Origin of the sequence: Nocardioides alpinus, assembly GCF_900112035.1 — a bacterium.
Classification (GTDB): domain Bacteria; phylum Actinomycetota; class Actinomycetes; order Propionibacteriales; family Nocardioidaceae; genus Nocardioides; species Nocardioides alpinus.
This window is the reverse complement of record NZ_FOKC01000003.1, coordinates 278,052-299,741: the sequence shown is the minus strand read 5'-3', so window position 1 is coordinate 299,741 and position 21,690 is coordinate 278,052. Positions and strand designations below refer to the sequence as shown.

Genomic DNA, 21,690 nt, shown 5'->3' with positions numbered 1-21,690 from the left:
CGCTCTCCATGGAAGGACTCCCATGTCCGAGAACTCCTCGCTCCTGCCCGCCGTCTCCTCGTTCCTGGCCTCGACCAAGCAGCTGCTGATCGACGGCGAATGGGTCGACGCCAAGGACGGCGCGACCTTCGACACCGTCAACCCGGCCACCGAGCAGGTGCTGGTCCAGGTGGCCCAGGCCTCCGCCGTCGACGTCGACCGCGCCGTGGTCGCGGCCCGCAACGCCTTCGAGGCCGGCTCGCCGTGGTCGAAGTTCAGCCCGCGCGACCGCTCGCACCTGCTGTGGCGCATCGGCGACCTGATCGACGAGCAGGCCGAGGAGTTCGCCCAGCTCGAGTCGCTCGACAACGGCAAGAGCCTCGCCTCCGCCCGCGGGGACGTGGGCGTGGCCGCCGAGCTGTTCCGCTACTTTGCTGGCTGGGCCACGAAGATGGAGGGCACGACGATCCCGATGTCGGTGCCCGGTCGCGAGTTCCACGCCTACACCCGTCGGGAGCCGCTCGGCGTGGTCGCCGGCATCGTGCCCTGGAACTTCCCCCTGACCATGGCCGCCTTCAAGATCGTCCCGGCGATCACCGCGGGCAACACCGTCATCCTCAAGCCGGCCGAGCAGACCCCGCTCACCGCGCTGCGCCTGGGCCAGCTCCTCCTCGACGCCGGCCTGCCGGCGGGCGTCGTCAACGTCGTCACCGGCTTCGGCGAGACGGGCGCCGCGCTGGTCGAGCACCACGGTGTCGACAAGGTCGCCTTCACCGGCAGCACCGAGGTCGGCAAGAAGATCGCCGCAGCGGCAGCGGGCAACCTCAAGAAGGTCTCCCTCGAGCTCGGCGGCAAGGCACCCAACATCATCTTCGCCGACGCCGACCTCGACGCCGCGATCGCCGGTGCCGCCCTCGCGGGCTTCTTCAACGAGGGCCAGTGCTGCGTCAACGGCTCGCGCCTCTACGTCCAGCGCGAGGTCTTCGACCAGGTCATCGAGGGCGTCGCGAAGGCGGCGAAGGCCATCCAGGTCGGCGACGCGTTCGACCCCGCCACCACGATGGGTCCGCTGGTCTCGCAGGAGCAGCACGAGAAGGTCATGGGCTACGTCCGTGGCGCGGTCGCCGACGGCGCCACGCTCGCCGCGGGCAGCGCCGACCCGGCGGCCGACAACGGCTACTTCTTCGCACCGACCCTCATCACCGGTGTCACCGAGCAGATGGCCATCCAGACCGACGAGATCTTCGGCCCGGTCATCACCGCCATCCCGTTCGACACCGAGGACGAGGTCGTCGCCGCGGCCAACAACACGGTCTACGGCCTCGCCGCCGGTGTCTGGTCCAAGGACCTCGGCACCGCCCACCGCGTCGGCAGCAAGCTGCGCGCGGGCACGGTCTGGCTCAACACCTGGCACGCGGACGACGTCACCCTGCCGCGCGGTGGCTTCAAGCAGTCCGGCTGGGGCCGCGAGCTCGGGTCGTTCGGCCTGGACGACTACACCGAGCTCAAGACCGTGATCGCAGAGCTGCGGTGAGCCCCCACCTCGACCCCGTCGACGTGCTGGACGGGCACCGGGTCGTCCCGGTGGTCGTCCTGGACGACCCCGCCCGGGCCGATGCGCTGGGGGCCGCCCTCGTGGAGGGCGGCCTGCCGGTCGCGGAGGCGACCTTCCGGACCCCGGAGGCCGCGGCAGTCCTGCGGCAGCTCGCCCGGCGCGACGACCTGGTCGTCGGTGCCGGGACCGTGCTCACCGAGCGCCAGGTCGACGAGGCGCTCGACGCGGGTGCCAGGTTCATCGTGTCGCCGGGCCTCAGCGCGGTCGTCGTACGACGCTGCCAGGAGGCCGGCGTGCCGGTGATCCCGGGCATCAGCACCCCGACCGAGATCATGCAGGCGCTCGACCTCGGCCTCGACACCGTGAAGTTCTTCCCGGCCGAGGCCAACGGGGGCCTGCCCACGATCAAGGCGCTCGCCGCCGCGTTCCCGCAGGTGCGCTTCATGCCCACCGGCGGCATCACCGTCGACAGCGCCCCCGCCTACCTGGCCCACCCGTCCGTCGTCGCCGTCGGCGGCAGCTGGATGGTCGCCGCCGACCTGCTCGCAGCCGGTCGGTGGGACGAGGTGGCCGCCCGCTGTGCCGCCACCGCCGCCCTGTCCACCTCGCAACGCGCCCCGATCCGAGAAGGAGCCCCCGCATGATCGAGACCCGTCCGGCCGAGGAGTGCGAGCTCGACATCGTCGCGCTCGGGGAGGTGATGCTGCGCCTGGACCCGGGGGAGGGTCGCATCCGCACCGCCCGCCGGTTCGAGGCGTGGGAGGGCGGCGGTGAGTACAACGTCGCCCGCGGCATGCGCAAGGTCTTCGGCCTGCGCGCCGGCGTCGTCACCGCCCTCGCCGACAACGAGATCGGCCGCCTCGTCGAGAACCTCGTGATGCAGGGGGGTGTGGACACCTCGCTCATCCGCTGGGAGTCCTACGACGGCATCGGGCGCAGCGTGCGCAACGGCCTCAACTTCACCGAGCGCGGCTACGGCGTGCGCGGTGCGGTCGGGGTCTCCGACCGGGCCAACACCGCCATCGCCCAGATGGCTCCGGGCACCGTGGACTGGGACGACCTGTTCGGTCGTCGCGGGGTCCGCTGGCTGCACACCGGCGGCATCTACGCCGCCCTGTCGGAGAACGCCGCCGCGGTCGCCGAGGAGGCGATGGCAGCTGCGCAGAAGCACGGGACCGTCGTGTCCTTCGACCTCAACTACCGCCCCAGCCTGTGGGCCGGGATCGGTGGCACGGAGTTCGCCCGCGACGTCAACACCCGCCTGGCGGGCCACGTCGACGTGATGATCGGCAACGAGGAGGACTTCACCGCCGCCCTCGGCTTCGAGGTCGCCCACGTCGACGAGCACCTCAGCACGCTGCCCATGGACAGCTTCGAGGCGATGGTCGGCACGGTCGCGGAGAAGATGCCGTGGTTCAAGGTGATCGCCACGACCCTGCGCACCGTCCACTCGGCCAGCGACAACGACTGGCAGGCGATCGCGTGGTCCCCGGAGACGGGCGTGCTCGCGTCGAAGGCACGTGACCACCTCGGCATCTTCGACCGCGTCGGCGGGGGAGACGGGTTCGCCTCCGGCCTGGTCTACGGCCTGCTCGAGGGCGAGCCCCTCCAGCAGTGCCTCGAGCTCGGCGCCGCCCACGGTGCGCTGGCGATGACCACGCCGGGCGACACCTCGATGGCGACGGCAGCGGAAGTGCGCGCCCTCGCCGGAGGTGGGAGCGCGCGCGTACGGCGCTGAGCCGGGTCCGAGGACCAGCCAGCGTCACCCAGAGCCAGGTCTGGGTGGTCGGCCCCGTGCGGGGGATCGGCCACCCAGGCCTGTTTTTCATGTACATGAACCTGTAGGTAAAGACGTTCACAATTCTGGACAGAGTTCTTGACTCTGTGTGATGCGCGTCATAGCGTCGTCCCATCTCGTGAGCGCTGACCGCACCCGCCGCCCGCCGAGCTCCTCTCCAGTCGAGCCAAGGGAAACGTAGATGAACGTGCTCCACAGATCTGCCCGCCGGCGCATGTCGCGGCGCCTCCGTCGCGCGTCGGCGCACCTGGTGGCCGTCCCGGTCGCCCTGGTCGTCGCCCTGCCGCTGGTCGCCGCCGGCGCCGCGCAGGCCGCGCCGGTCGTGACTGCCGCCCCCGCGGCCCCGGCGGCCGCAGCTGCGGCGGACGACGACGTGCTGAGGGTCCTGCTGTTCTCCAGCGGAGACGGTGTGCACGGCTCGGTCGCCAACACCCGCGCCACGGTCCGCGAGATGTCCAACTCCCTCGCCGCCGAGTACGGCCTCGACAACTCCACCGGTGACCCGCTCCAGGCCGTCGCCGACATCCAGGAGACCACCAACGCTGCCGCGTTCACGCCGGAGAACCTGGCCACCAAGGACGTCCTGGTCTTCGCCCACACCGCGGGCGTGCTCTTCAACACCGAGCAGCGCGCGGCGCTCGAGGCCTACATCCGCGGAGGCGGCGGGTTCGTCGGCATCCACTACACGTCGTGGTCACCCGACCAGACCGAGCACGACGTGAACCCCTTCTACCGTCGTCTCGTGGGCGCGGCCTCCACCGGTCACCCCGAGCCTGCGGGCGGCCAGCGCGGGACGGTCGCCGTCAGCGACGCTGCCCACCCGCTGACCCAGGGCATCACCTCGCCGCTCTCCTACACCGACGAGTGGTACGAGTGGGACGTCAACCCGACCCAGAACGTGCGCACCCTGGTGACGGTCGACGAGTCGTCGTACGCCGCCGGTGCGCGTGCCGGTGAGGAGGGCACGACCCACCCGGTCACCTGGTGCCAGACCATCGACCAGGGTCGCTCGTGGTACTCCTCGCTGGGGCACCACGCCTCGGCCTGGACCGCGGCCGACGACGGCGGCAACGCCAACGACAACCAGGCCGACGACTTCGTGCGGGCCCAGTTCCGCAAGGGCCTGGCCTACTCGGCGGCCCTGCTCCCCGCGGACTGCTCCCCGCCGGCCAAGGACCAACAGGGCTCCTGGAGCGGCGTCACCCCGTGGCCGCTGGTCCCGATCAACGCTGCCCTCACCTCCGACGGCAAGGTCCAGTCCTTCGGCTCGGTGACGTCCGGCTGCACCGACCAGACCCCCTACGACTACAGCGGCAACAGCTGCCTCACGCAGGGCGGCCAGATGGAGATCGACGTGTGGGACCCCGCGGTGGTCCGCACCGTCGCCAACGTGGTCTCCGGCGTCATCCCCAACGCGACCTACACCGACCTGTTCTGCTCCATGCAGGTGCAGATGCCCCACCGCCGCTCGACCATGACGGTGGGCGGTGACGACGGCCTCGGCGGCAACGCGCCCAACGACTCGGCCATCGGCGTCACGAGCTACTCCACCAACTCGGGCCTGCGCAACGAGGCCCCGATGAACTACCCGCGCTGGTATCCCACCGGCACCACCACGCCCGACGGCTCCGTCGTCGTGCAGGGTGGCGCGCTCCGGGGCGGCCCCGGCGGTCCGGGCGTGCTGACGCCGGAGATCTACGCGCCCGACCAGGGCAGCTCGTGGAAGCTCCTCACCGGCGCCACCAGCGTCCAGGCGTACGGCAGCGGCGGAGGCGCCGCCAACGGCGGCGAGAACCGCTGGTGGTACCCCCGCGCCTTCGTCGCGCCCACCAACGGCAACATCTTCACCATCACCGGCACGCAGATGTTCGAGCTCGACCCGTCCGGTGACGGCGCGATCACGATGCGCGGGAACCTCGGTGCCGGCACCGGCAACCAGGGTGGCCTCGGCAACCCGGTCGGTGCGACGTCCACGGCGACGATGTACCGCCCCGGCAAGATCCTCCAGGTCGGCGGCGGCACCTGGTCCAACGGCGGCGGCCCCGCCGGCGCCCGGGCCGGCATCAACGTCGACATCACCGGTGGCACCGCCAACCCGGTGGTCACCGCGACCGACCCGATGAAGTACGCCCGCCACTGGGCCACCTCGACGGTCATGCCCGACGGCAACGTCATCGTCACCGGCGGGTCGCGCGCGAACAACGACCTCGGTGGCTACGTCACCAACGCCGAGATCTGGGACCCCACCAAGCCGAGCGGCCAGCAGTGGACCGAGGTCAAGGTGCCCTACGAGCACTCCCGCCTCTACCACTCGATCGCCCTGCTGCTGCCCGACGGTCGCATCATGATCGGCGGCGGCGGTGCGCCCGGTCCGCACAACTACACGGACGTGGAGTACTACTCCCCGGCCTACCTGTTCGACGGCGACGTCGCAGCGACGCGTCCGCAGATCAGCAACGTCCCCAAGAAGGTCGGCTACAACGGCACGTTCAACGTGACGTCGAACAGCCCGGTCGACCGGGTCACCCTGGTCCGCAACGGTTCGGTCACGCACGGCTTCAACAACGACCAGAACTTCCAGGACCTGAACTACACCCAGAGCGGCAACACGGTCACGATCACGTCGCCGACCAACGCCAACTTCGCACCTCCCGGCGCCTACATGGTGTTCGTGTGGAGCAACGGCACGCCGTCGGTGGCCAACATCGTGCAGATGGACCCGCAGGTGAAGATGGACTCGCCGGCCCCCCAGGTCGTCGACCAGTTCGAGTACCCGCGCCTCCCGGTCAACTGGCAGGGTGCCAACCCGCCCGCCACCTTCGACGTGGCTCCCGGCAACGGCCGGATGTCCCCGTGGGAGGTCGACAGCCAGGTCCAGCTGGTCCGCGCCGCTGCCGGCGGCATGGGTGGCCTCGGCCTCACCGGCTATCACCTGGCCGTGGGCACCGGCGGTGACCTGACCCGCACGCTGACCGGACTCGACCCGGGCAAGGAGTACCGCCTGTCGGTGCGCTACGCCCGCGACAGCCGTACGGCCGGCACCGCACCCGGCACGGCCGACCTGACGGTCGGCGACGAGCTGTTGACGACCCTGTCGGCAGGCACCACCCAGTCGTCCACGACGGCCTTCGGCACCTATGTCGGGACCTTCACCGCGGGCGGACGCCAGCAGCCCCTGACCATCTCGGCCGGTGACTCGGGAGCGGGCCTCGTGCTCGACGACCTCGTCGTCGTGGCGAGCGATGCGGGTGCCTCCGACGTCCCGGTCCACTACGAGTTCGAGGAGGGCACCGGAAGCTCGGCGGCCAACACCGGGACCGACGGCACCGTGGGCGCAGCCCAGCTCACCGGGACCACCGGCTGGAGCCCGGACGGCATCCACGGCGGCGCGCTCGACATGAAGGGCGGCACCAACGCCAACACCGTCGACCTGCCGGACAACCTGCTCCAGGGAGAGGCCAACTTCTCCACGTCGTTCTGGGTCCGCGCGGACACCAAGGGCAACTGGATCAACCTGTTCCACATCGGTGACGGGCTGGGCGACCCAGGCAGCTTCTTCCAGATCCAGATGCAGACCCAGGCCGCCGGCAACACCGGTCTGGCCGCCACCTTCAAGAAGAAGGGGAGCACGCTCCAGGAGCGGATCTACGCGACGCCGACCAAGGACATCGCGATCAACCAGTGGAACCACGTCGCGTTCACGCGTGCCGGGTCCACCGGAACGCTCTACCTCAACGGTGCGCAGATCGCGCAGCGGACCAACCTGACGCTCACCATGACCGACGTCGGTCCGACGGCCAACAACTGGCTGGGCCGCAACGGCTACCCGGACCCGTCGTTCGACGGCCTGATGGACGACGTACGCCTCTACACCTCGTCGCTCACGAGCGCCGACGTGGCAGCGATGTACGCCGACGGCACCGCGCTCGACACGACCACGACGGTCGACGTCACGCCGGCCTCCCCGTCGCCGTTCGGTGAGCCGATCACCGTCTCGGCCACGGTCGCCGACTCCGCCGGGGCCGACCCGGCCGGTGTCGCCGAGCTCTGGGTGGACGGCGCCCGCCAGGGCGGCCAGGAGCCCGTGGTCGAGGGTGCGGTGGCGTTCGACGAGCTGTCGCTGTCGCCGGGTTCGCACGAGATCGAGGTGCGCTTCTTCGCCGCCGAGGGTTGGCGGGACTCCACCACGACCGTGACCCACACGGTCGACCGTCCCCCGGTCGGTGAGGGCGTGCCGGTGCACTACCGGTTCGACGAGGGATCCGGCACGACCGCGGCGAACTCGGGCACCGACCCGTCCATCGGCGCGGCCACGCTCCAGGGCAACGCCGGATGGACGCCGACCGCGAAGTTCGGCGCAGGCGTCAACCTGCCCGGCGCCGGTCACGTCAACCTGCCCAACAACATCACGGCCGGCATGGACCAGGAGATCACCGTCTCCACGTGGATCCGTCCGACCGCGCTGCCCAACTGGACCACCCACCTCCAGATCGGCAAGAGCACCCAGGAGTACCTGCTCCTGCAGTCGTCGACGCTCAACGGCGACCGCGGCTTCGCGGCCACGCTCCGCGTCGACAACGGCATCGACCAGAGGATCCAGCTCCCGGGTGAGACCGACCTGCCGCTCAACCAGTGGACCCACGTGGTCCTGACGCTGGGGCCGTCGCCGACCGGCGGTGGCACGACCGGCAAGATCTACTTCAACGGTGTGCTCGGTGTGACCCGGGACAACATCCCGATCGACATCGGAGACGTCGGAGAGGGCGGCACCACCGCCAACTTCATCGCCAACGGCAGCTACAACGACCCGCGTCCGACCGAGCAGGTCGACGACTTCCGGATCTACGGCTACGAGCTGGACGCTGCCGACGTGGTCGAGCTCTTCGAGACCGAGGAGGTGGTCAACGCGGCACCGGTCGGTGTCGCCGACGCCTACACCACGACGGAGGACGAGACGCTCGCCGTCGACGCCCCCGGGGTCCTGGCCAACGACACGGACGCCGAGGACGACACCCTCACCGCCACCGGGCTCACCCAGCCGGCCAACGGTGTGGTGACGCTCGAGGACGACGGTGCGCTCGTCTACGTGCCCGACACCGGCTTCTTCGGGACCGACACCTTCACCTACCAGGCCAACGACGGCACCACGTCGTCCGCGGCCACCACGGTCACGCTGACCGTGGAGCAGGCGGAGACCCCGCCGAACGTGGCCCCGGTCGCGACGGACGACGCCTTCAGCACGGTGTCGGGGGAGTCCCTCTCCCTGGCGGCACCGGGCGTGCTCGGCAACGACACGGACGCGGACGGTGGCACCCTCACCGCGACGCGCCTGAGCGAGCCGGTCAACGGTGAGGTCACCCTGGCCGCCAACGGCTCCTTCACCTACACGCCCGACGCGGGCTTCGTGGGCAAGGACCAGTTCACCTACGAGGCGAGCGACGGGACCGACACCTCGGCCCCTGCCACGGTGACCCTCACCGTGAAGCCCACGGGTGGCACGGGTGGCGGCGGTGGCGGAGGCGGCACCGGCGACGGGCTGCTCACCTCCGCGGTGGCGGGCGCCTCGGCGCCGTTCACCTTCGGCAAGGTCGGCACGGTCGTGGTCGGGGTCTCCCCGGCGGCAGCCACCGGCACGGTCGAGGTGCTCGACGGGACCAAGGTCCTGGCCTCGGCCACCCTCGCGGCAGGGCAGGCCGCGCTCGCGCTGCCGGCCACGAGCCTGCAGCCCGGCACGCACCAGCTCACCCTGCGCTACCTCGGAGACGCCGCCCACAAGGCGTCGTCCTCCCAGCTGCAGGTGTCGGTCGACAAGGTCGTCGCGGAGATGACCGTGAGGGCGCCGAGCGCGGTGAAGAAGGGCAAGCGCGCCACGGTCAGGGTCGTCCTCCGGGCGCCTGACGGCGTACCGGTCACGGGCGACGTCGAGGTCGCGATCGCCGGCGGCAAGTCGATTGCCGGCACGTTGAAGGACGGCCGGGTCTTCATCCAGCTGCCCAAGGCTACCGGGAAGCGGCTGAGGCTCACCGTGACCTACGGAGGAAGCACGCTGGTGGAGTCCACCAGCGAGCAGCTCACCGTGAAGGTCATCAAGCCCAGGAAGAACAAGTCGGGCAAGCGGGGCAGGAACAACTAGCCCCCGACACAGGACGGGCCCGGAGGAGCAATCCTCCGGGCCCGTCCTGCGTCTCGCTCCGGCCGGCCAGGTGGTTCAGCCGGCCAGCTTGTTCAGTCGGCCAGCTTGTTCAGTCGGCCAGGGCGGCGACCACGCCGGCCCGGCTGTCGTCCTCGCTGGCGAGGACGCCACCGTTGGCCACGATGTCCGGGGTGATCTCGCTGAAGACCATGCGGACGTCCTGGCGGCGGGCGCCCAGGATCTCCACGGCGCTGTCGGCCACGGCCTTGGCGAAGTCACGGCGCTGCTCGACGGTGCGGCCTCGCAGCAGCTCCACGGTGATGTTGGGCATGGGGGCCTTCGCTTCCTTGCACGTTCACACGTGCGACTCGGATTCAGTGACCTGACTCACGGTACGCACAGTTCACATCCTTGACAACAGTTCGGCATGCTGGTTGTGTGAGGACGGTCACCCGCTGACCCAGGAGCCTCCATGAACCGCACGCGCACGGCACGTCGTGCTGCGCTGGCGAGCCTGGCGACGGGTGCGGTCACCAGTGGCCTGCTCGCGCTGGCGGCGGCCCCCGCGGCTGCCCACGTGACGATCACGGCCTCGACCACAGAGGCCGGCGCCACGGCCGTCGTACGCCTGGTGGTGCCGCACGGTTGCGCGGGCGCGGCCACGACCGAGGTCGCGGTGCGGATGCCCGACGGGGTCAGCGAGCTGGTGGCGGCGAGCACCGAGCAGTGGAGCGTCGAGCGGACCGCCGGGGGCGTCACGTACCTCGCAGACGCGCCCCTGCCCGACGCCACGCGTGACGAGGTGGCCTTCACCGTGCGCCTGCCCGACGACGTCGGGGCGGAGCTCGTGTTCCCGGTCGTCCAGCGCTGTGAGGACGGCGAGTCGGCGTGGACCGAGGTCGCCGAGGACGCAGCGAGCCGCGAGGAGCTCGAGATGCCGGCGCCCGTGATCGTGGTGACGGGAGACCCCGCCCGGCCGGTCATGACGTACGGCGCGGTCGGGGCGCTCGCCGCAGGCACCCTCGCGGCCGGAGCCGTCCTGCTGCTGCGGCGCCGGCGCGCATGACGCGGCACCCCGCGCGCCGACGCAGCGCCGCCTGGCTCCTCCTGGCCTGCCTGTCGGTCCTCCTCCTCCTCGGGTCCGCGTCGCCGGCCTCCGCGCACGCCACCCTGGTGAGCACGGACCCCGCCGAGGGGGCGGTCCTCGAGGCAGCGCCCGAGCAGGTGAGGTTCACCTTCAACGAGTCCGTGATCGGCGTGCCCGCCGGGATCCAGGTCTTCGACGCGACCGGCGACGCCGTCGCCTCCTCGGCGTCGGTGCGTGACTCCCAGCTCGTGGTCGACCTCGACGAGGAGGTCGGCGAGGGCACGCTCGTCGTGGTCTGGCGCCTGGTCTCCGCGGACGGGCACCCGATCGGTGGCTCGCTGAGCTTCTCGGTGGGTGCAGCCAGCGACGTCGTGGACGTGCCGACGTCGACCGCGGACGCCGACACGGAGGCGCCCCTGGTGCTCACCGTGGTGCGCTGGCTGGGCTACCTCGGCCTCCTGGTCGCCGCAGGCGTGGCGGCCTTCTCGGTCCTCTTCCTCCCGGCCCGGCCCGACTCGCCGGCCGCCCGGGCACGCCTGCGCACGGCTGCGCGGCTCGCTGCGGTCGTGGCGGCGCTCGCGTGGTGGGCGGCGGTGCCGCTGGTCGCGCTCTACCAGCTCGGCCTGCCGGTCTCCGCGCTGGGCGACGGCCCGACCTGGTCCGCTCTCGCGGCGGCGGAGTACGTCGTACCTGCCGCCTTGGTGCTCGGCCTCGCGCTGGCAGTCGTGGCGACGCGACCCCCACTCGTCCTGCTCGGGTGCGTGCTCGCCGTGGCTGCGCCGTCGCTGACCGGCCACACCCGCGCGGTGACCCCCGAGGCCCTCGTGATCGCGGTGGACGTGCTCCACCTCGCCGCGGGCGCCCTCTGGCTCGGTGGGCTGGTCGCCCTCTCCCTCGTGCTCGGGGACCTCGCTGCACGCGACGACGCCGGCGCGGTCGTCCTCTCCCGCTTCTCCACCTGGGCGGCCGGCATCCTCGGCGTGCTGGTGGTCGCGGGTTCTGTCCTGGCGTGGCGGATCGCGGGCTCGTGGGAGGCGCTGCTCGACACCGGCTACGGAGGATTCCTCCTGGTCAAGGTGCTCCTCGTGCTGGTGGCGATCGCCCTCGCCGCGTGGAACCGGTGGTCCCTGCTGCCGCGCCTGCGCACGGCCGGCCGACGCCGCGAGCGTCGCGACGCTGCTTCGCTGGTCGTGCGGACGACCGTCGCGGAAGCGGGCGTCCTCGTCGCCGTGCTGCTCGTCACCGGCTTCCTCGTGGACCGCAGCCCCGAGGTCGACGCACCGGTCAGCGCCGCGGCCCCGGCCGCGGAGACCGCCGCGGAGACGGTACGGCTCGACGACATCACCGCCGAGGTCACCCTCGACCCGCTCGGGGTGGGGCCCAGCACGGTGACGATCACGATGACCGACGACGCCGGAGAGCCGGCCGAGGGCTTCGCGGCGCCCCGGCTGAGCCTGTCGACGACGGACGTCGACCTGGGCGAGGTGGTGCTGACCAACCTCGGTCCCGGGATCTACGCCGGGGACGTGGTGCTGCCGACCACGGGGGAGTGGGAGGCGCAGGTCTCGCTGCGTACGACCGAGTTCGACAACCCGGTGAAGACCGTGGAGCTCGTCGTCCCCTAGCTCCGGAGCACCTTCTCCATCGGGCGGCCCTTGGCGAGCTCGTCGACCAGCTTGTCGAGGTAGCGGATCCGGCGCATCAGCGGGTCCTCGACCTCCTGGACCTTCACGCCACACACCGAGCCGGTGATCTGGTCGACGCGCGGGTTGAGGGTGGCGTCGTCGAAGAAGTCGGCGAAGGTCGTCTCCTTCTCCAGGTGCGCGTGCAGGGCCGCGTCGTCGAAGCCCGTCAACCACGAGATGACCTCGTCGAGCTCGGCCTTCGTGCGGCCCTTGCGCTCGACCTTGGTCACGTAGTGCGGGTAGACCGACGCGACGCTCGTGGTGAAGATCCGGTGCATGCCCTGAGGATAGGCGCGGGAGCTGCGGGGTTCCACGGCTGCCAACTGACGAGTGGGCGGACCAACTGGTGAGTTGGCGACTCGGGGCCGTCCAAGACTCAGTCCTCGCACACACCCGGCTCCCGCGCCGCCGGCTCCCGTAGGACCCACCACGCCGCGATCCACGCCGCCGAGCCCGCGACCAGCTCGACGTGGAGCTCGGTGAGGGCGAGGGCGATCATCGTGGTGAGGGCGACCGATGTCAGCGCCTCCTGCGGCACGGGCGGGTCACCGACCCGAGTCCGCCGGCGTCAGGCCGGCCCGCTCCGGATCAGGGGCAGCGCTGACCGCCGCCCGACGCCGGGCGTCGAGGGCCGACGTGCGCCGCGACAGCCGGGCGTCGAGGAGGTCGGCGGCCTCCGTGGTGCGCCCGGCCATGGCCAGCGCGTGCACGAGGGTGTCCTCGACGACCTCGCGCTGGGCCTTGCTGCCACCCAGCGGTGCCATCGTCGCGACGACCCGCGACAGGGTGGCGGACGCGGCGTTCCACCGTTCCTCGACGACCGACGCGAGCCCGGTGCACAGGGGTGAGACCACGTCGCGGAAGACCGGGTCCTGGCTGCGTGCCGCCTGGTCGGCGAGGCCGGTCAGGGCAGCGGCATCACCGTCAGCGGCGAGCAGCACCGCGCTGTGCATCGCGGCGAACGCCGTCGGCGGGGCGGTGAGCCACTCCGTCGGCGCCTGCGCGCGCACCTCGGCGACCGGCAGGTCGTCGGTCCAGGCGCCGGTCACCCGGCCGCGCCACAGCAGGGCACCGCTGTCGACGACGACCCGGCTGCCGCTGACCACGGACGGCGACAGCTCGCGGTGGTAGCGGCGGCGGACGGCCTCGACGTCGTCCTGCATCAGCTCGTGGAGAGCGGCGTGCCAGGAGAAGTGCGAGCGGTGGTTGGCCTCGGGACCGCGGGTGCGGATCCACTCGTCGAGCCAGGCGAGCCCGGCCGCGTGCTCGCCGGTCTCGTAGAAGACGTGGGCACGGGCGTGGACGGCGTGACCGGAGGCCGGCTCGACCGAGAGGGCGAAGGAGGCGAGCTCCTCGGCCTCGGCCCAGCGCTCCTGGTCCTGCCGGACGAACGCCAGCTGTCCGGCGTACCACCAGTCGTCGCCGTAGGACCGCCCCAGCGACTCCACCAGGGCGGCGGTCTGGCTGCCGCTGGTGAGACCGCCGAAGGCCACGGTCGGCACGGCGACGCTGACCGCGAGCGCGTCGCGGGGGAAGAGGCGTACGTGCCGCAGCAGGGCCGCTGCACCCGTCGGCTCGTCGGACCGGAGCCGGGTGGTGACGGCGTCGAGGAAGGAGCTCTCGCGGTCGTCGAGGTGGCGCTCGGCCGCAGCGCGGTGCGCGGCCCGGAGCGAGGCGTGCCAGTGGTCGTTGGTGCCCCACTCGTGGCCGAGGAGCGCGAGGGCGGCGTGGGCCTGGACGAAGCCCTCGTCCTCGGCGACCGCCTGGAGGAGTCCTTCCTCCACGCCGTCCTGGAGGCGGAGCAACCGACCGAGGGCGCCGTTGTAGCGCTCGGCGGCCGTGCTGCTGGTGGAGAGGGTGAGGCCGTAGGGGTCGACCGGGCGCTGGCGGGACTCGCCGTGCATGGAGCGGCTGACGATGCGAGCCACGTCGTAGGCCTGCTCGCGGATCTCCGGCATCGCCGTGGACTCCCACAGGTTGCCGCGCCGCAGCGATCCCACCGCGAGGAACGGCAGGCCGGCGGGCAGGGTGCCGACGATCCGGCCGTCGTCGGTGGTGTCGATGCCCAGCCCCGCGGGTCCGGGGCGGACGAGGCCGGTCTGGGCGAGCCTGGTCAGCAGCGGGTCGGCGGCGATCGAGCCGACCGGGCCCGTGCAGTTGACGACCGCGGCGACCCGCAGGGTGGTGCCGTCGTCGAGGGAGACGTGGAGGGCGTGCTCGCCGGCCCGGACCCCGGCGAGGGTGCCGCGGTGGCGCCGGAGGCGGCCCTCGTCGGCGATGGCGTCGAAGCGACGGGCGGTGGCCGGCGCCATCCGGTGCCGGTGCACGTCCCAGGTGCGGGCGTCCTCGGCGATGAAGCGACGCTTGTCGGCCTCGGACATCCCGCGCCAGAGCTGGGCGGTCACGGGGCGGATCCCGTCGATCGCGGCACGCCAGTCGCCGGTGCTGTCGACGGTGTGCTCGACGTGCGCGGCCAGCGCGGAGCGCAGGGCGTCGAGGCCCTGGGTCCGGGTGATGCCGGGCGGCGGCGGCACCGGGGGAGTCGTCGGCAGCACGTGCCGTCCCGGCACGACGTCGTTGCGGGACACGACGTGCACGGTGCGGTCCGGGCGGTCCGCGCTGATGGCGAGGTCGACCATGGTCAGCCCGGAGCCGAGCATGAGGACATCGCCGACCTCGGGGATCCCCTGTGTCCACGGGTCGGCGATGAGTCGCGGGTCGGCGGCCAGCTCAGCGGGTGCCCACTGGGTGCCGGGTCGGCTGCTGGTGGCCAGCACGACGGCCCGCGCCTCGATGCGCTCGCCGTCGGCCAGCTCGACGACGAAGCCGTCGCCGGACCCGGCGACGTCGACGACCTCGGCCCGACGGCGTACGAGCCGGGCGTTGCCGGGAAACTCGGTCGCGGTCGTCAGCAGGCTCTCGACGTAGCGCCCGAAGACCGCGCGCGGTGCGAAGTCGTGGGGCTGGAAGCCGGGGTCGTGGTGGTTGCGCAGCCAGCGCAGGAAGTGCTCCGGGTCGCGCGGGAAGGCACTCATGCCCGAGGCGGGCACGTTGAGGAGGTGGCGGTCGTCCGTCGTGGAGTAGGCCTGGCCGCGTCCCGTGCTGGGCGCCGGGTCGACCAGCTCGACGCGGAAGCGGGAGGAGAGTGCGGTCACCAGGTGGGTCGCGACCAACGTGCCGCCGGCACCCGCACCGACCACGACGACCCGACAGTCACCCTCGTTCGTCCCCATGCCGCCACCCCATCCTGTTAATGCACTGAGTTACGTGACTAAAGGTAGCAAGGGTGGCGGCCGGGGAGCGAGTCGGCGCGCTCAGCCGTCGAGCATCTGCTCCATCAGCGTGATCTCCACGGTCTGGTCGGCCTCGATCGACTCGGCGAGCGCGAGGGCGCCGGGGTGGAGGCCCGACTCCTGCTCCTCCTGCGCCATCTCGATCGCCCCCTCGTGGTGCTCGATCATCATCGTGAGCCACCTGTCCTCGAAGGCGCTCCCGTCGGCGTCCTCGAGCATGGCCAGGTCGTCGCCGTCCATGCCCATGTCCGCGCCGTCGGAGCCCATGTCGTGGCTGTTGACATGGTCGCGCGAGGTCTCCGGGACCTTCTCGCCCCAGGCCGTGAGCCAGTCGGCCATCTGCTCGATCTCCGGGGCCTGGGCGGCGCGGATGTCCTCGGTCAGCTGGGCGAGCTCGGGGGAGAGGTCGCGGCCCTGCGTCATGTCGACCATGACCAGGGCGTCGGCGTGGTGGGGGATCATGTCGCTCGCGAAGGCGACGTCGGCATCGTTGAAGGTGTCGCCGTTGGCGGCGGTGCGCTCGGCCGCGGGGGCGGCGGTCGGTTCGTCGCTGCCGCAGGCGACGAGGACCGGGGTCAGCGCGAGGAGGAGGGCGTACGCGGTGGCGCGGCGCGCGCGGGTGCTGCGTGTGGACATGGGTGTCTCCTGTCGGGGGACGTGCTGGGTGGGAGTGGGTCGGGACCGGACAGCGGTCCGGCGGGACCCCCCTCAGCAGCGCAGGACCGACAGGGCGTGGAGGTCGGGTGGGGCGTGCTCGGTGCGTACGCCGACGGGGTGGGACGTCGTGGTGACCGCGCGAGGCGCCAGGCCGAGGATCCCGGACCTGGGTCGACCGAGGCCGACCAGCAGCAGGATCGCCGAGGTGGCGAGGACTGCGGCACAGAGGCCGAGGACGGCCATCTCGTGGCCGTGCTCGCCGTGGGCCGGCGTCTCGCCTGCCGCGACCGGCGAGTCGTCGGCCGCCATCGCGGCGTGCCCGACGTGGGACGTTGCTGCGGCCGCCAGCGGCCGCGGGTCGGCGGACCCTGCGTGCGCGGCCAGCCCGTGCATGGCGACGATCGCCAGCAGGGCGGCAGCTGCCCACAGGGTGCGGATCACGTCGTCAGCCTAGGTCGTTCCTGCGCATGATCACGCGGGGGAACCCGGCCGACGTGGCCTCGGTCGCTGCGGCCATCGCGAAGCCGGCGTCCTCGAAGAGCTTGCGGGTGCCGACGTAGGCCATGGTCAGGTCGACCTTCTCGCCCCGGTTGTCGACGGGGTAGCCCTCGACGGCCGGGGCGCCGCGCTCGACGGCATAGGCCACCGCTCCCTCGAGCAGCAGGTGGGAGATGCCGCGGCCGCGGCGGCCGGGCCGCACCCGGAGGCACCACACCGACCAGACCGGGAGGTCGTCGACGTGCGGGATCCTGGTCGACCGGGCGAACGGCAGGTCGGCGCGAGGGGCGACGGCTGCCCAGCCGACGACCTCGCCGCCGTCGTAGGCCAGCACGCCGGGCTTGGTGCGCCGGCGGGTCAGCGCCTCCACGAAGTCGGCCCGCGCCTGTCCGGCCAGCTCGCGGTTGTCCTTGGCCGGGATGCGGTGGCTCAGGCACCAGCAGACGCTCGACGACGGGTCCTTGGGGCCGACCATCGTGCGGACGTCGTCGAAGCGCGCGTGCGTGGCGGGGTGGACGGTCAGCCCGTCGGACCTCACGAGGGGAGTCGTGGCCATGGTGGGCACGCTAGCCGTACGCGCCGACAGCCGGTGTTCAATGGCGGCATGGCACCGACGATGCGCAGGATCGGCCTGCTCGGGGGGATGAGCTGGGAGAGCACGGCGCTCTACTACCGCCTCCTCAACGAGGAGGTGCGGATGCGCCTGGGCGGCTTCCACTCCGCCCGCCTGGTGCTGGCGTCAGTGGACTTCGCCGACGTCGAGGCGATGCAGGCCGCCGGCGACTGGGCGGCCGCCGGTGCGCTGCTGGCCGACGAGGCCCGCAACCTGCAGGTGGCCGGCGCCGAGTGCCTGGTGCTCTGCACCAACACGATGCACAAGGTCGCCGACGCGATCGAGGCGGCCGTCGACATCCCGCTGCTGCACCTGGCCGACGTCACCGCCGACGCCGTGCGGCACGCGGGTCTCGAGCGGGTGGCGCTGCTGGGCACGCGGTTCACCATGGAGCAACCCTTCTACGTCGACCGGCTGCGCGGGCACGGCATCGACGTGCTGGTGCCGGACGGAGACGACCTCACGCTCGTCCACCACGTCATCTACGACGAGCTGGTGCTGGGCGTCGTGCGCGACGAGTCGCGAGCGGCGTACGTCGACGTGGTGCGGCGGTTGGTCGAGCGGGGTGCGGAGGGCGTGGTGCTCGGTTGCACCGAGATCGAGCTGCTGATCGGACCCGACGACGTCACGGTGCCGGTCTTCGCCACCACGCGGCTGCACGCGCTGGCTGCCGTCGACTTCGCGCTCAGCTGAGGCTGCGGACCAGCCGGTCGAGCCAGGAGTCGAGCCGCGCGAGCTGGGCGGGGTCGCCGAACATCGGCGACTTCCCGGGCGGCGGCAGGTAGCCGACCGCGTCCATCACGAGCCAGTGGGCCTGCGGGTCCGTCCCCGACGTGACCGCCCAGCACTCCACGAACGCTGCGGCCAGGTCGTTCCCGAAGCCGACGGCCAGGTTGGACGCGGCGTGTGCCGCATCGAGCCACGCCGGCCCGGTCGAGGTCTCCACCCAGTCGACGACCCCCGTGATCGTGTCACCGGTCCACAGCAGGTTGCGGTGGCCGAAGTCGCGGTGGAGGAAGGTCGGCTCGTACGCGGGGGCAGGCGCGGCGAGCAGGTCGAAGGCGCGCCGCCACGAGTCGGGGTGCTGCGTCCACCCCGGGACCACCCACTTGGCCTCCCACGCCCAGGACTGGAAGGTGCGGAACGGCGCGGCAGGCCGGACGGCGTGGATCGTGGCGAGCAGGTCCGCCATCGCCTGCAGGGCAGCGTCGTCGACCGTGCCCAGGGGCGCGCCGGGGAGCCGGGACATCAGGTGGGCAGCGACGCCGGCGGCGGCACCCTCGGCGTCGAGGCCGAGGGTGATCGGTGCAGGCACGTCCGTGCCGGCCAGCGCCAGCTGGGCCACGTGCTCGCGTGTCGTCAGCTCGACGCCGTGGGTCCGCCACGGCTCCTCGGTCATCAGCCTGAGGACCGACTCATCGCCGGAGCTGTCACGGAGCGCCAGCATGGTGGACGTCAGGCCGCCGTCCAGGCGCTCGTGCGCGACGACCGGTGCGCCCAGGACGTCTCCCGCCCAGGCCAGTGCGTCCTCGATCACGGCGCCGAGGTTAGCGGCTCTCGCCTCAGCCCTGCGCAGGCCAGAGCGAGTGGTACGCGTTGATCGCGGGCTGCCCGCCGAGGTGGGCGTAGAGCACGTGCGAGTCGGCCGGGATGTCGCGGGACTCGACGAGGTCGATCAGTCCGGCGAGCGACTTCCCCTCGTAGACCGGGTCGGTGATCATCGCCTCGAGCTGGGCGCCGAGGGCCATCGCCTCCATGGTCGAGTCCACCGGGAGGCCGTAGAGCTCGCCGGCCCAGCCCTCGAGCACGGTGATCTCGTCGTCGCGCAGGTCGCGGCCGAGCTCGATCAGGTCGGCAGTGTGGCGCGCGATCCGAGCCACCTGGTCGCGAGTCTTGTCGAGGGTGGCGCTCGCGTCGATGCCGATCACGCGACGGCGTACGCCGGTGAGGTCCTCCAGCGCCGCGAAGCCGGCGATCATCCCCGCGTGTGTCGAGCCCGTGACCGTGCAGACCACGATGGTGTCGAAGGTGATGCCGAGCGTCTTCTCCTGCTCGGCCACCTCGAAGGCCCAGCTGGCGAAGCCCAGGCCGCCCAGCGGGTGCTCGCTCGCGCCGGCCGGGATGGCGTACGGCGTGCCGCCGGATGCCTCGACCTCGCTGATCGCGTCCTTCCACGAGTCGCGGATGCCGATGTCGAAGCCGTGCGGGTCGAGGCGTGAGTCGGCGCCCATCATCCGGCTGAGCAGGATGTTGCCGACCTGGGTGTTGGTCGGGTCGTCCCACGGCACCCACTTCTCCTGCACCAGGCGGCACTCGAGGCCGAGGTGCGCGGCGACCGCGGCGACCTGGCGGGTGTGGTTGGACTGGAAGCCGCCGATCGACACGAGCGTGTCGGCGCCGCTCGCGAGCACGTCGGGGACGATGTACTCGAGCTTGCGGATCTTGTTGCCGCCGTAGGCGAGGCCGCTGTTGACGTCCTCGCGCTTGGCCCAGACCTGCGCACCGCCCCCACGCGCCGCGAGGTGGTCGCTGAGCCGTCGGAGGTGGTGGACGGGGGAGGGGCCGAAGGTCAGCGGGTGGCGGGGGAACTGGTCGAGCTTCACGGGGTCTCCTGGACTGCGGTGTCGGGATCGGGGATGAGGTCGGCGAGGTTCTGCCAGGTGCGGAAGGCGACGTCGGCCGCGGCGTCGACGTCGCCGTCCGCGCAGGCCTGCACGAGCCGGTCGTGCAGCGCCACGGACTCTTCCCCGGCATGCGAGGCGAAGCGGAGGCGCTCGAGGCGTCGGACGACGGGGCTGAACTGGTCGAGCACCGTCGCCAGCGCGCGGTTGCCGGACGCGCTGACAGCGACGCCGTGGAAGTCGTCGTCGGCGGTGAGTGCCGCGTCGGTGTCGTGACGCGCGATCGCGCCGGCGAAGCGCGCGTTGGCGGCGCGCATCGCGTCGAGGTCGGCGCCGGTGAGGTGGGCGACGGCCTCGGCGACGGCGAGGCGGTGCATGGACACCACGACCGCGTGAGCCTCCCTGATCTCGGCGAGGTCGATCTCGGCCACGACCGTCGACCGGCCGGGTGCGGCGCGGACCAGCCCGGTCTCGCCGAGCCGGAGCAGCGCCTCGCGCACGGGCGTACGGCTGACCCCGAGCCAGGTGGCGAGCTCGGTGTCGCGGACGACCTCGCCCGGCGCCAGCGTGCCGTCGACGATCGCGTCCCGCACCCGGTCGTGGACGGTGTCCCGCAGCAGCGCGGTGCGGAGGGGAGCCTCGGCGGCGGGGATCGGCATGCAATATATTGCACATCGATCGAGCGTCCGCGTCAAGGGGTAGTCCAGTGGCGGATGGTCGTCATCCGAGGTCCGGGACGACCATCCGTCACTGGACTACCGGGGCAGAAGAGCCACTCCTCACTGGACTACCCCGGGCGAGGGCAGACCGCGCCACCCGCCGTGGGGCACTCTGGTCGGGTGCTCACCGTCGTCATCGCGCTCACCGCCAACACGGTCCTCGCCGTGCTCAAGAGCATCGTCGCCGTCCTCACCGGATCGGCGTCGATGGTCGCCGAGGCCGCCCACTCCTGGGCCGACGCGGGCAACGAGGTGTTCCTGCTCATCGCCGAGCGCCGCGCTGAGAAGCCCGCCGATGCCACCCACCCGCTCGGCTTCGGTCGCGAGGCGTACGTCTGGTCGATGATCGCGGCCTTCGGGTTGTTCGGCGTGGGTGCCGCCGTGTCGGTGTGGCACGGCATCCAGTCCCTGACGGCCGAGGAGGCGGAGGCCGACTACCTGTGGGCCTACCTGGTGCTCGGCGCCGCGTTCGTCCTGGAGAGCATCTCGTTCCTCCAGGCCCGACGAGAGGTGCGCCGCGGTGCGCGCAAGGCGGACGTCAGCCGGGTGACGTTCCTCGACAAGACGTCCAACCCCACCCTGCGCGCCGTCTTCTTCGAGGACGCCGCTGCCCTGATCGGGATCGCGATCGCCGTCACCGGCCTGGTCCTCCACCAGGTCACGCACGAGCCGGTCTGGGACGCCATCGGCTCGATCCTGGTCGGCCTGCTGCTCGGCTTCGTCGCGATCTACCTGCTGCGGCGCAACATGGACTTCCTCGTCGGGCAGATAGCGGACCCGCGCATCCACGCGGCCGTGCTCGGCTGGCTGCGCGAGCGGCCCGAGGTGGAGAGCGTCAGCACGCTGCACCTGGAGTACGTCGGCCCCGGCAGGATCTTCCTCGTCGGCTCGGTGGACCTCGTCGGTGACGACACCGAGAGCCACGCCGCCGAGGAGCTGCAGCGCCTCGAGGACCATCTCGAGGAGCGTTCCGAGATCGCCCGCGCCGTGCTCTCGCTCGCAGCCCCGGGGAAGCAGCCGGGAACATCGACGGTGGTTGAGCGTTGAACCAG

General features: G+C 72.0%; 18 protein-coding genes. 8 read left to right on the top strand and 10 right to left on the bottom strand.

Annotated features, from left to right (window positions below; translation table 11 throughout):
* Positions 1–22 precede the first annotated feature (22 nt).
* The 4 genes from BM127_RS09175 to BM127_RS09160 all read left to right on the top strand — a co-directional run bounded on the left by BM127_RS09175 (position 23) and on the right by BM127_RS09160 (position 9,465).
* A complete protein-coding gene (locus tag BM127_RS09175) occupies positions 23–1,513 on the top strand; it encodes an aldehyde dehydrogenase family protein (RefSeq protein ID WP_091197648.1) in 1,491 nt (496 codons plus the stop codon).
* Positions 1,510–2,178 carry a bifunctional 4-hydroxy-2-oxoglutarate aldolase/2-dehydro-3-deoxy-phosphogluconate aldolase gene (gene eda, locus BM127_RS09170; protein ID WP_091197646.1) on the top strand — a complete coding sequence of 223 codons (669 nt, stop codon included), beginning with the start codon at positions 1,510–1,512 and terminating at the stop codon, positions 2,176–2,178. The genes BM127_RS09175 and eda overlap by 4 nt, the downstream gene beginning before the upstream one ends.
* Entirely contained in the window at positions 2,175–3,272 is a 1,098-nt protein-coding gene (locus tag BM127_RS09165; RefSeq protein ID WP_091197643.1) for a sugar kinase, read from the top strand. The genes eda and BM127_RS09165 overlap by 4 nt, the downstream gene beginning before the upstream one ends.
* A 241-nt stretch (positions 3,273–3,513) precedes the next feature.
* On the top strand, positions 3,514–9,465 hold the full coding sequence (locus BM127_RS09160; RefSeq protein ID WP_231263346.1) for a LamG-like jellyroll fold domain-containing protein: 5,952 nt from the start codon (positions 3,514–3,516) through the stop codon (positions 9,463–9,465).
* Between the two features lie 109 nt (positions 9,466–9,574).
* Here the strand turns inward: BM127_RS09160 and BM127_RS09155 are convergent, their stop codons facing one another.
* Entirely contained in the window at positions 9,575–9,796 is a 222-nt protein-coding gene (locus BM127_RS09155; RefSeq protein WP_091197637.1) for a tautomerase family protein, read from the bottom strand.
* Positions 9,797–9,937: 141 nt separating this feature from the next.
* On the opposite strand from BM127_RS09155, the gene BM127_RS09150 reads away from it, so the two are divergent.
* Both BM127_RS09150 and BM127_RS09145 read left to right on the top strand, forming a co-directional pair.
* Positions 9,938–10,531: a DUF1775 domain-containing protein gene (locus tag BM127_RS09150; RefSeq protein WP_091197634.1), complete on the top strand. Its 594-nt coding sequence runs from the start codon at positions 9,938–9,940 to the stop codon at positions 10,529–10,531.
* Positions 10,528–12,177 carry a copper resistance CopC/CopD family protein gene (locus BM127_RS09145; RefSeq protein WP_091197630.1) on the top strand — a complete coding sequence of 550 codons (1,650 nt, stop codon included), beginning with the start codon at positions 10,528–10,530 and terminating at the stop codon, positions 12,175–12,177. Before BM127_RS09150 ends, BM127_RS09145 begins: the two co-directional genes overlap by 4 nt.
* Here the strand turns inward: BM127_RS09145 and BM127_RS09140 are convergent.
* The 6 genes from BM127_RS09140 to BM127_RS09120 all read right to left on the bottom strand — a co-directional run bounded on the left by BM127_RS09140 (position 12,174) and on the right by BM127_RS09120 (position 17,241).
* Positions 12,174–12,515 (bottom strand): DUF2200 domain-containing protein, encoded by a 342-nt coding sequence (locus tag BM127_RS09140; protein WP_091197627.1) that lies wholly within the window; start codon positions 12,513–12,515, stop codon positions 12,174–12,176. The genes BM127_RS09145 and BM127_RS09140 overlap by 4 nt on opposite strands.
* A 98-nt stretch (positions 12,516–12,613) precedes the next feature.
* Entirely contained in the window at positions 12,614–12,775 is a 162-nt protein-coding gene (locus tag BM127_RS22225; RefSeq protein WP_157829618.1) for a hypothetical protein, read from the bottom strand.
* A 7-nt stretch (positions 12,776–12,782) separates the two neighbouring features.
* A complete protein-coding gene (locus BM127_RS09135) occupies positions 12,783–15,470 on the bottom strand; it encodes an FAD/NAD(P)-binding protein (RefSeq protein ID WP_091197624.1) in 2,688 nt (895 codons plus the stop codon).
* Positions 15,471–15,551: 81 nt separating this feature from the next.
* A complete protein-coding gene (locus tag BM127_RS09130) occupies positions 15,552–16,166 on the bottom strand; it encodes a DUF305 domain-containing protein (RefSeq protein ID WP_091197621.1) in 615 nt (204 codons plus the stop codon).
* Positions 16,167–16,238: 72 nt separating this feature from the next.
* Positions 16,239–16,628, bottom strand: a complete 390-nt coding sequence (locus tag BM127_RS09125; protein ID WP_091197618.1) for a DUF6153 family protein — start codon at positions 16,626–16,628, stop codon at positions 16,239–16,241.
* Between the two features lie 4 nt (positions 16,629–16,632).
* Positions 16,633–17,241, bottom strand: a complete 609-nt coding sequence (locus tag BM127_RS09120; RefSeq protein WP_091197615.1) for a GNAT family N-acetyltransferase — start codon at positions 17,239–17,241, stop codon at positions 16,633–16,635.
* A 48-nt stretch (positions 17,242–17,289) separates the two neighbouring features.
* Here BM127_RS09120 and BM127_RS09115 point away from each other — a divergent pair, with 48 nt between their 5' ends.
* Positions 17,290–17,991: an aspartate/glutamate racemase family protein gene (locus BM127_RS09115; protein WP_231263345.1), complete on the top strand. Its 702-nt coding sequence runs from the start codon at positions 17,290–17,292 to the stop codon at positions 17,989–17,991.
* Here BM127_RS09115 and BM127_RS09110 read toward each other — a convergent pair.
* The 3 genes from BM127_RS09110 to BM127_RS09100 are packed head-to-tail and all read right to left on the bottom strand — an operon-like array spanning position 17,984 to position 20,578.
* Positions 17,984–18,835: a phosphotransferase family protein gene (locus BM127_RS09110; RefSeq protein ID WP_091197612.1), complete on the bottom strand. Its 852-nt coding sequence runs from the start codon at positions 18,833–18,835 to the stop codon at positions 17,984–17,986. The two genes, BM127_RS09115 and BM127_RS09110, sit on opposite strands and share 8 nt — an antisense overlap.
* 25 nt (positions 18,836–18,860) lie before the next feature.
* Complete coding sequence (locus BM127_RS09105) at positions 18,861–19,901, bottom strand: 1-aminocyclopropane-1-carboxylate deaminase (RefSeq protein WP_091197610.1); 1,041 nt, start codon at positions 19,899–19,901, stop codon at positions 18,861–18,863.
* Positions 19,898–20,578: a GntR family transcriptional regulator gene (locus BM127_RS09100; RefSeq protein WP_091197608.1), complete on the bottom strand. Its 681-nt coding sequence runs from the start codon at positions 20,576–20,578 to the stop codon at positions 19,898–19,900. The genes BM127_RS09105 and BM127_RS09100 overlap by 4 nt, the downstream gene beginning before the upstream one ends.
* Before the next feature lie 180 nt (positions 20,579–20,758).
* Between BM127_RS09100 and BM127_RS09095 the strand changes: the two genes are divergently transcribed.
* Positions 20,759–21,685 carry a cation diffusion facilitator family transporter gene (locus BM127_RS09095; RefSeq protein ID WP_231263344.1) on the top strand — a complete coding sequence of 309 codons (927 nt, stop codon included), beginning with the start codon at positions 20,759–20,761 and terminating at the stop codon, positions 21,683–21,685.
* Positions 21,686–21,690 lie beyond the last annotated feature (5 nt).

What these genes read in the sequence shown, in the direction of transcription:
- BM127_RS09130 (WP_091197621.1), bottom strand. Translation starts at nt 16,166, where the DNA reads ATGTCCACACGCAGCACCCGCGCGCGCCGCGCCACCGCGTACGCCCTC.
- BM127_RS09145 (WP_091197630.1), top strand. Translation starts at nt 10,528, where the DNA reads ATGACGCGGCACCCCGCGCGCCGACGCAGCGCCGCCTGGCTCCTCCTG.
- BM127_RS09150 (WP_091197634.1), top strand. Translation starts at nt 9,938, where the DNA reads ATGAACCGCACGCGCACGGCACGTCGTGCTGCGCTGGCGAGCCTGGCG.
- BM127_RS09140 (WP_091197627.1), bottom strand. Translation starts at nt 12,515, where the DNA reads ATGCACCGGATCTTCACCACGAGCGTCGCGTCGGTCTACCCGCACTAC.
- BM127_RS09115 (WP_231263345.1), top strand. Translation starts at nt 17,290, where the DNA reads ATGGCACCGACGATGCGCAGGATCGGCCTGCTCGGGGGGATGAGCTGG.
- BM127_RS09135 (WP_091197624.1), bottom strand. Translation starts at nt 15,470, where the DNA reads ATGGGGACGAACGAGGGTGACTGTCGGGTCGTCGTGGTCGGTGCGGGT.
- BM127_RS09120 (WP_091197615.1), bottom strand. Translation starts at nt 17,241, where the DNA reads ATGGCCACGACTCCCCTCGTGAGGTCCGACGGGCTGACCGTCCACCCC.
- BM127_RS09160 (WP_231263346.1), top strand. Translation starts at nt 3,514, where the DNA reads ATGAACGTGCTCCACAGATCTGCCCGCCGGCGCATGTCGCGGCGCCTC.
- BM127_RS09155 (WP_091197637.1), bottom strand. Translation starts at nt 9,796, where the DNA reads ATGCCCAACATCACCGTGGAGCTGCTGCGAGGCCGCACCGTCGAGCAG.
- BM127_RS09165 (WP_091197643.1), top strand. Translation starts at nt 2,175, where the DNA reads ATGATCGAGACCCGTCCGGCCGAGGAGTGCGAGCTCGACATCGTCGCG.
- BM127_RS09175 (WP_091197648.1), top strand. Translation starts at nt 23, where the DNA reads ATGTCCGAGAACTCCTCGCTCCTGCCCGCCGTCTCCTCGTTCCTGGCC.
- BM127_RS09100 (WP_091197608.1), bottom strand. Translation starts at nt 20,578, where the DNA reads ATGCCGATCCCCGCCGCCGAGGCTCCCCTCCGCACCGCGCTGCTGCGG.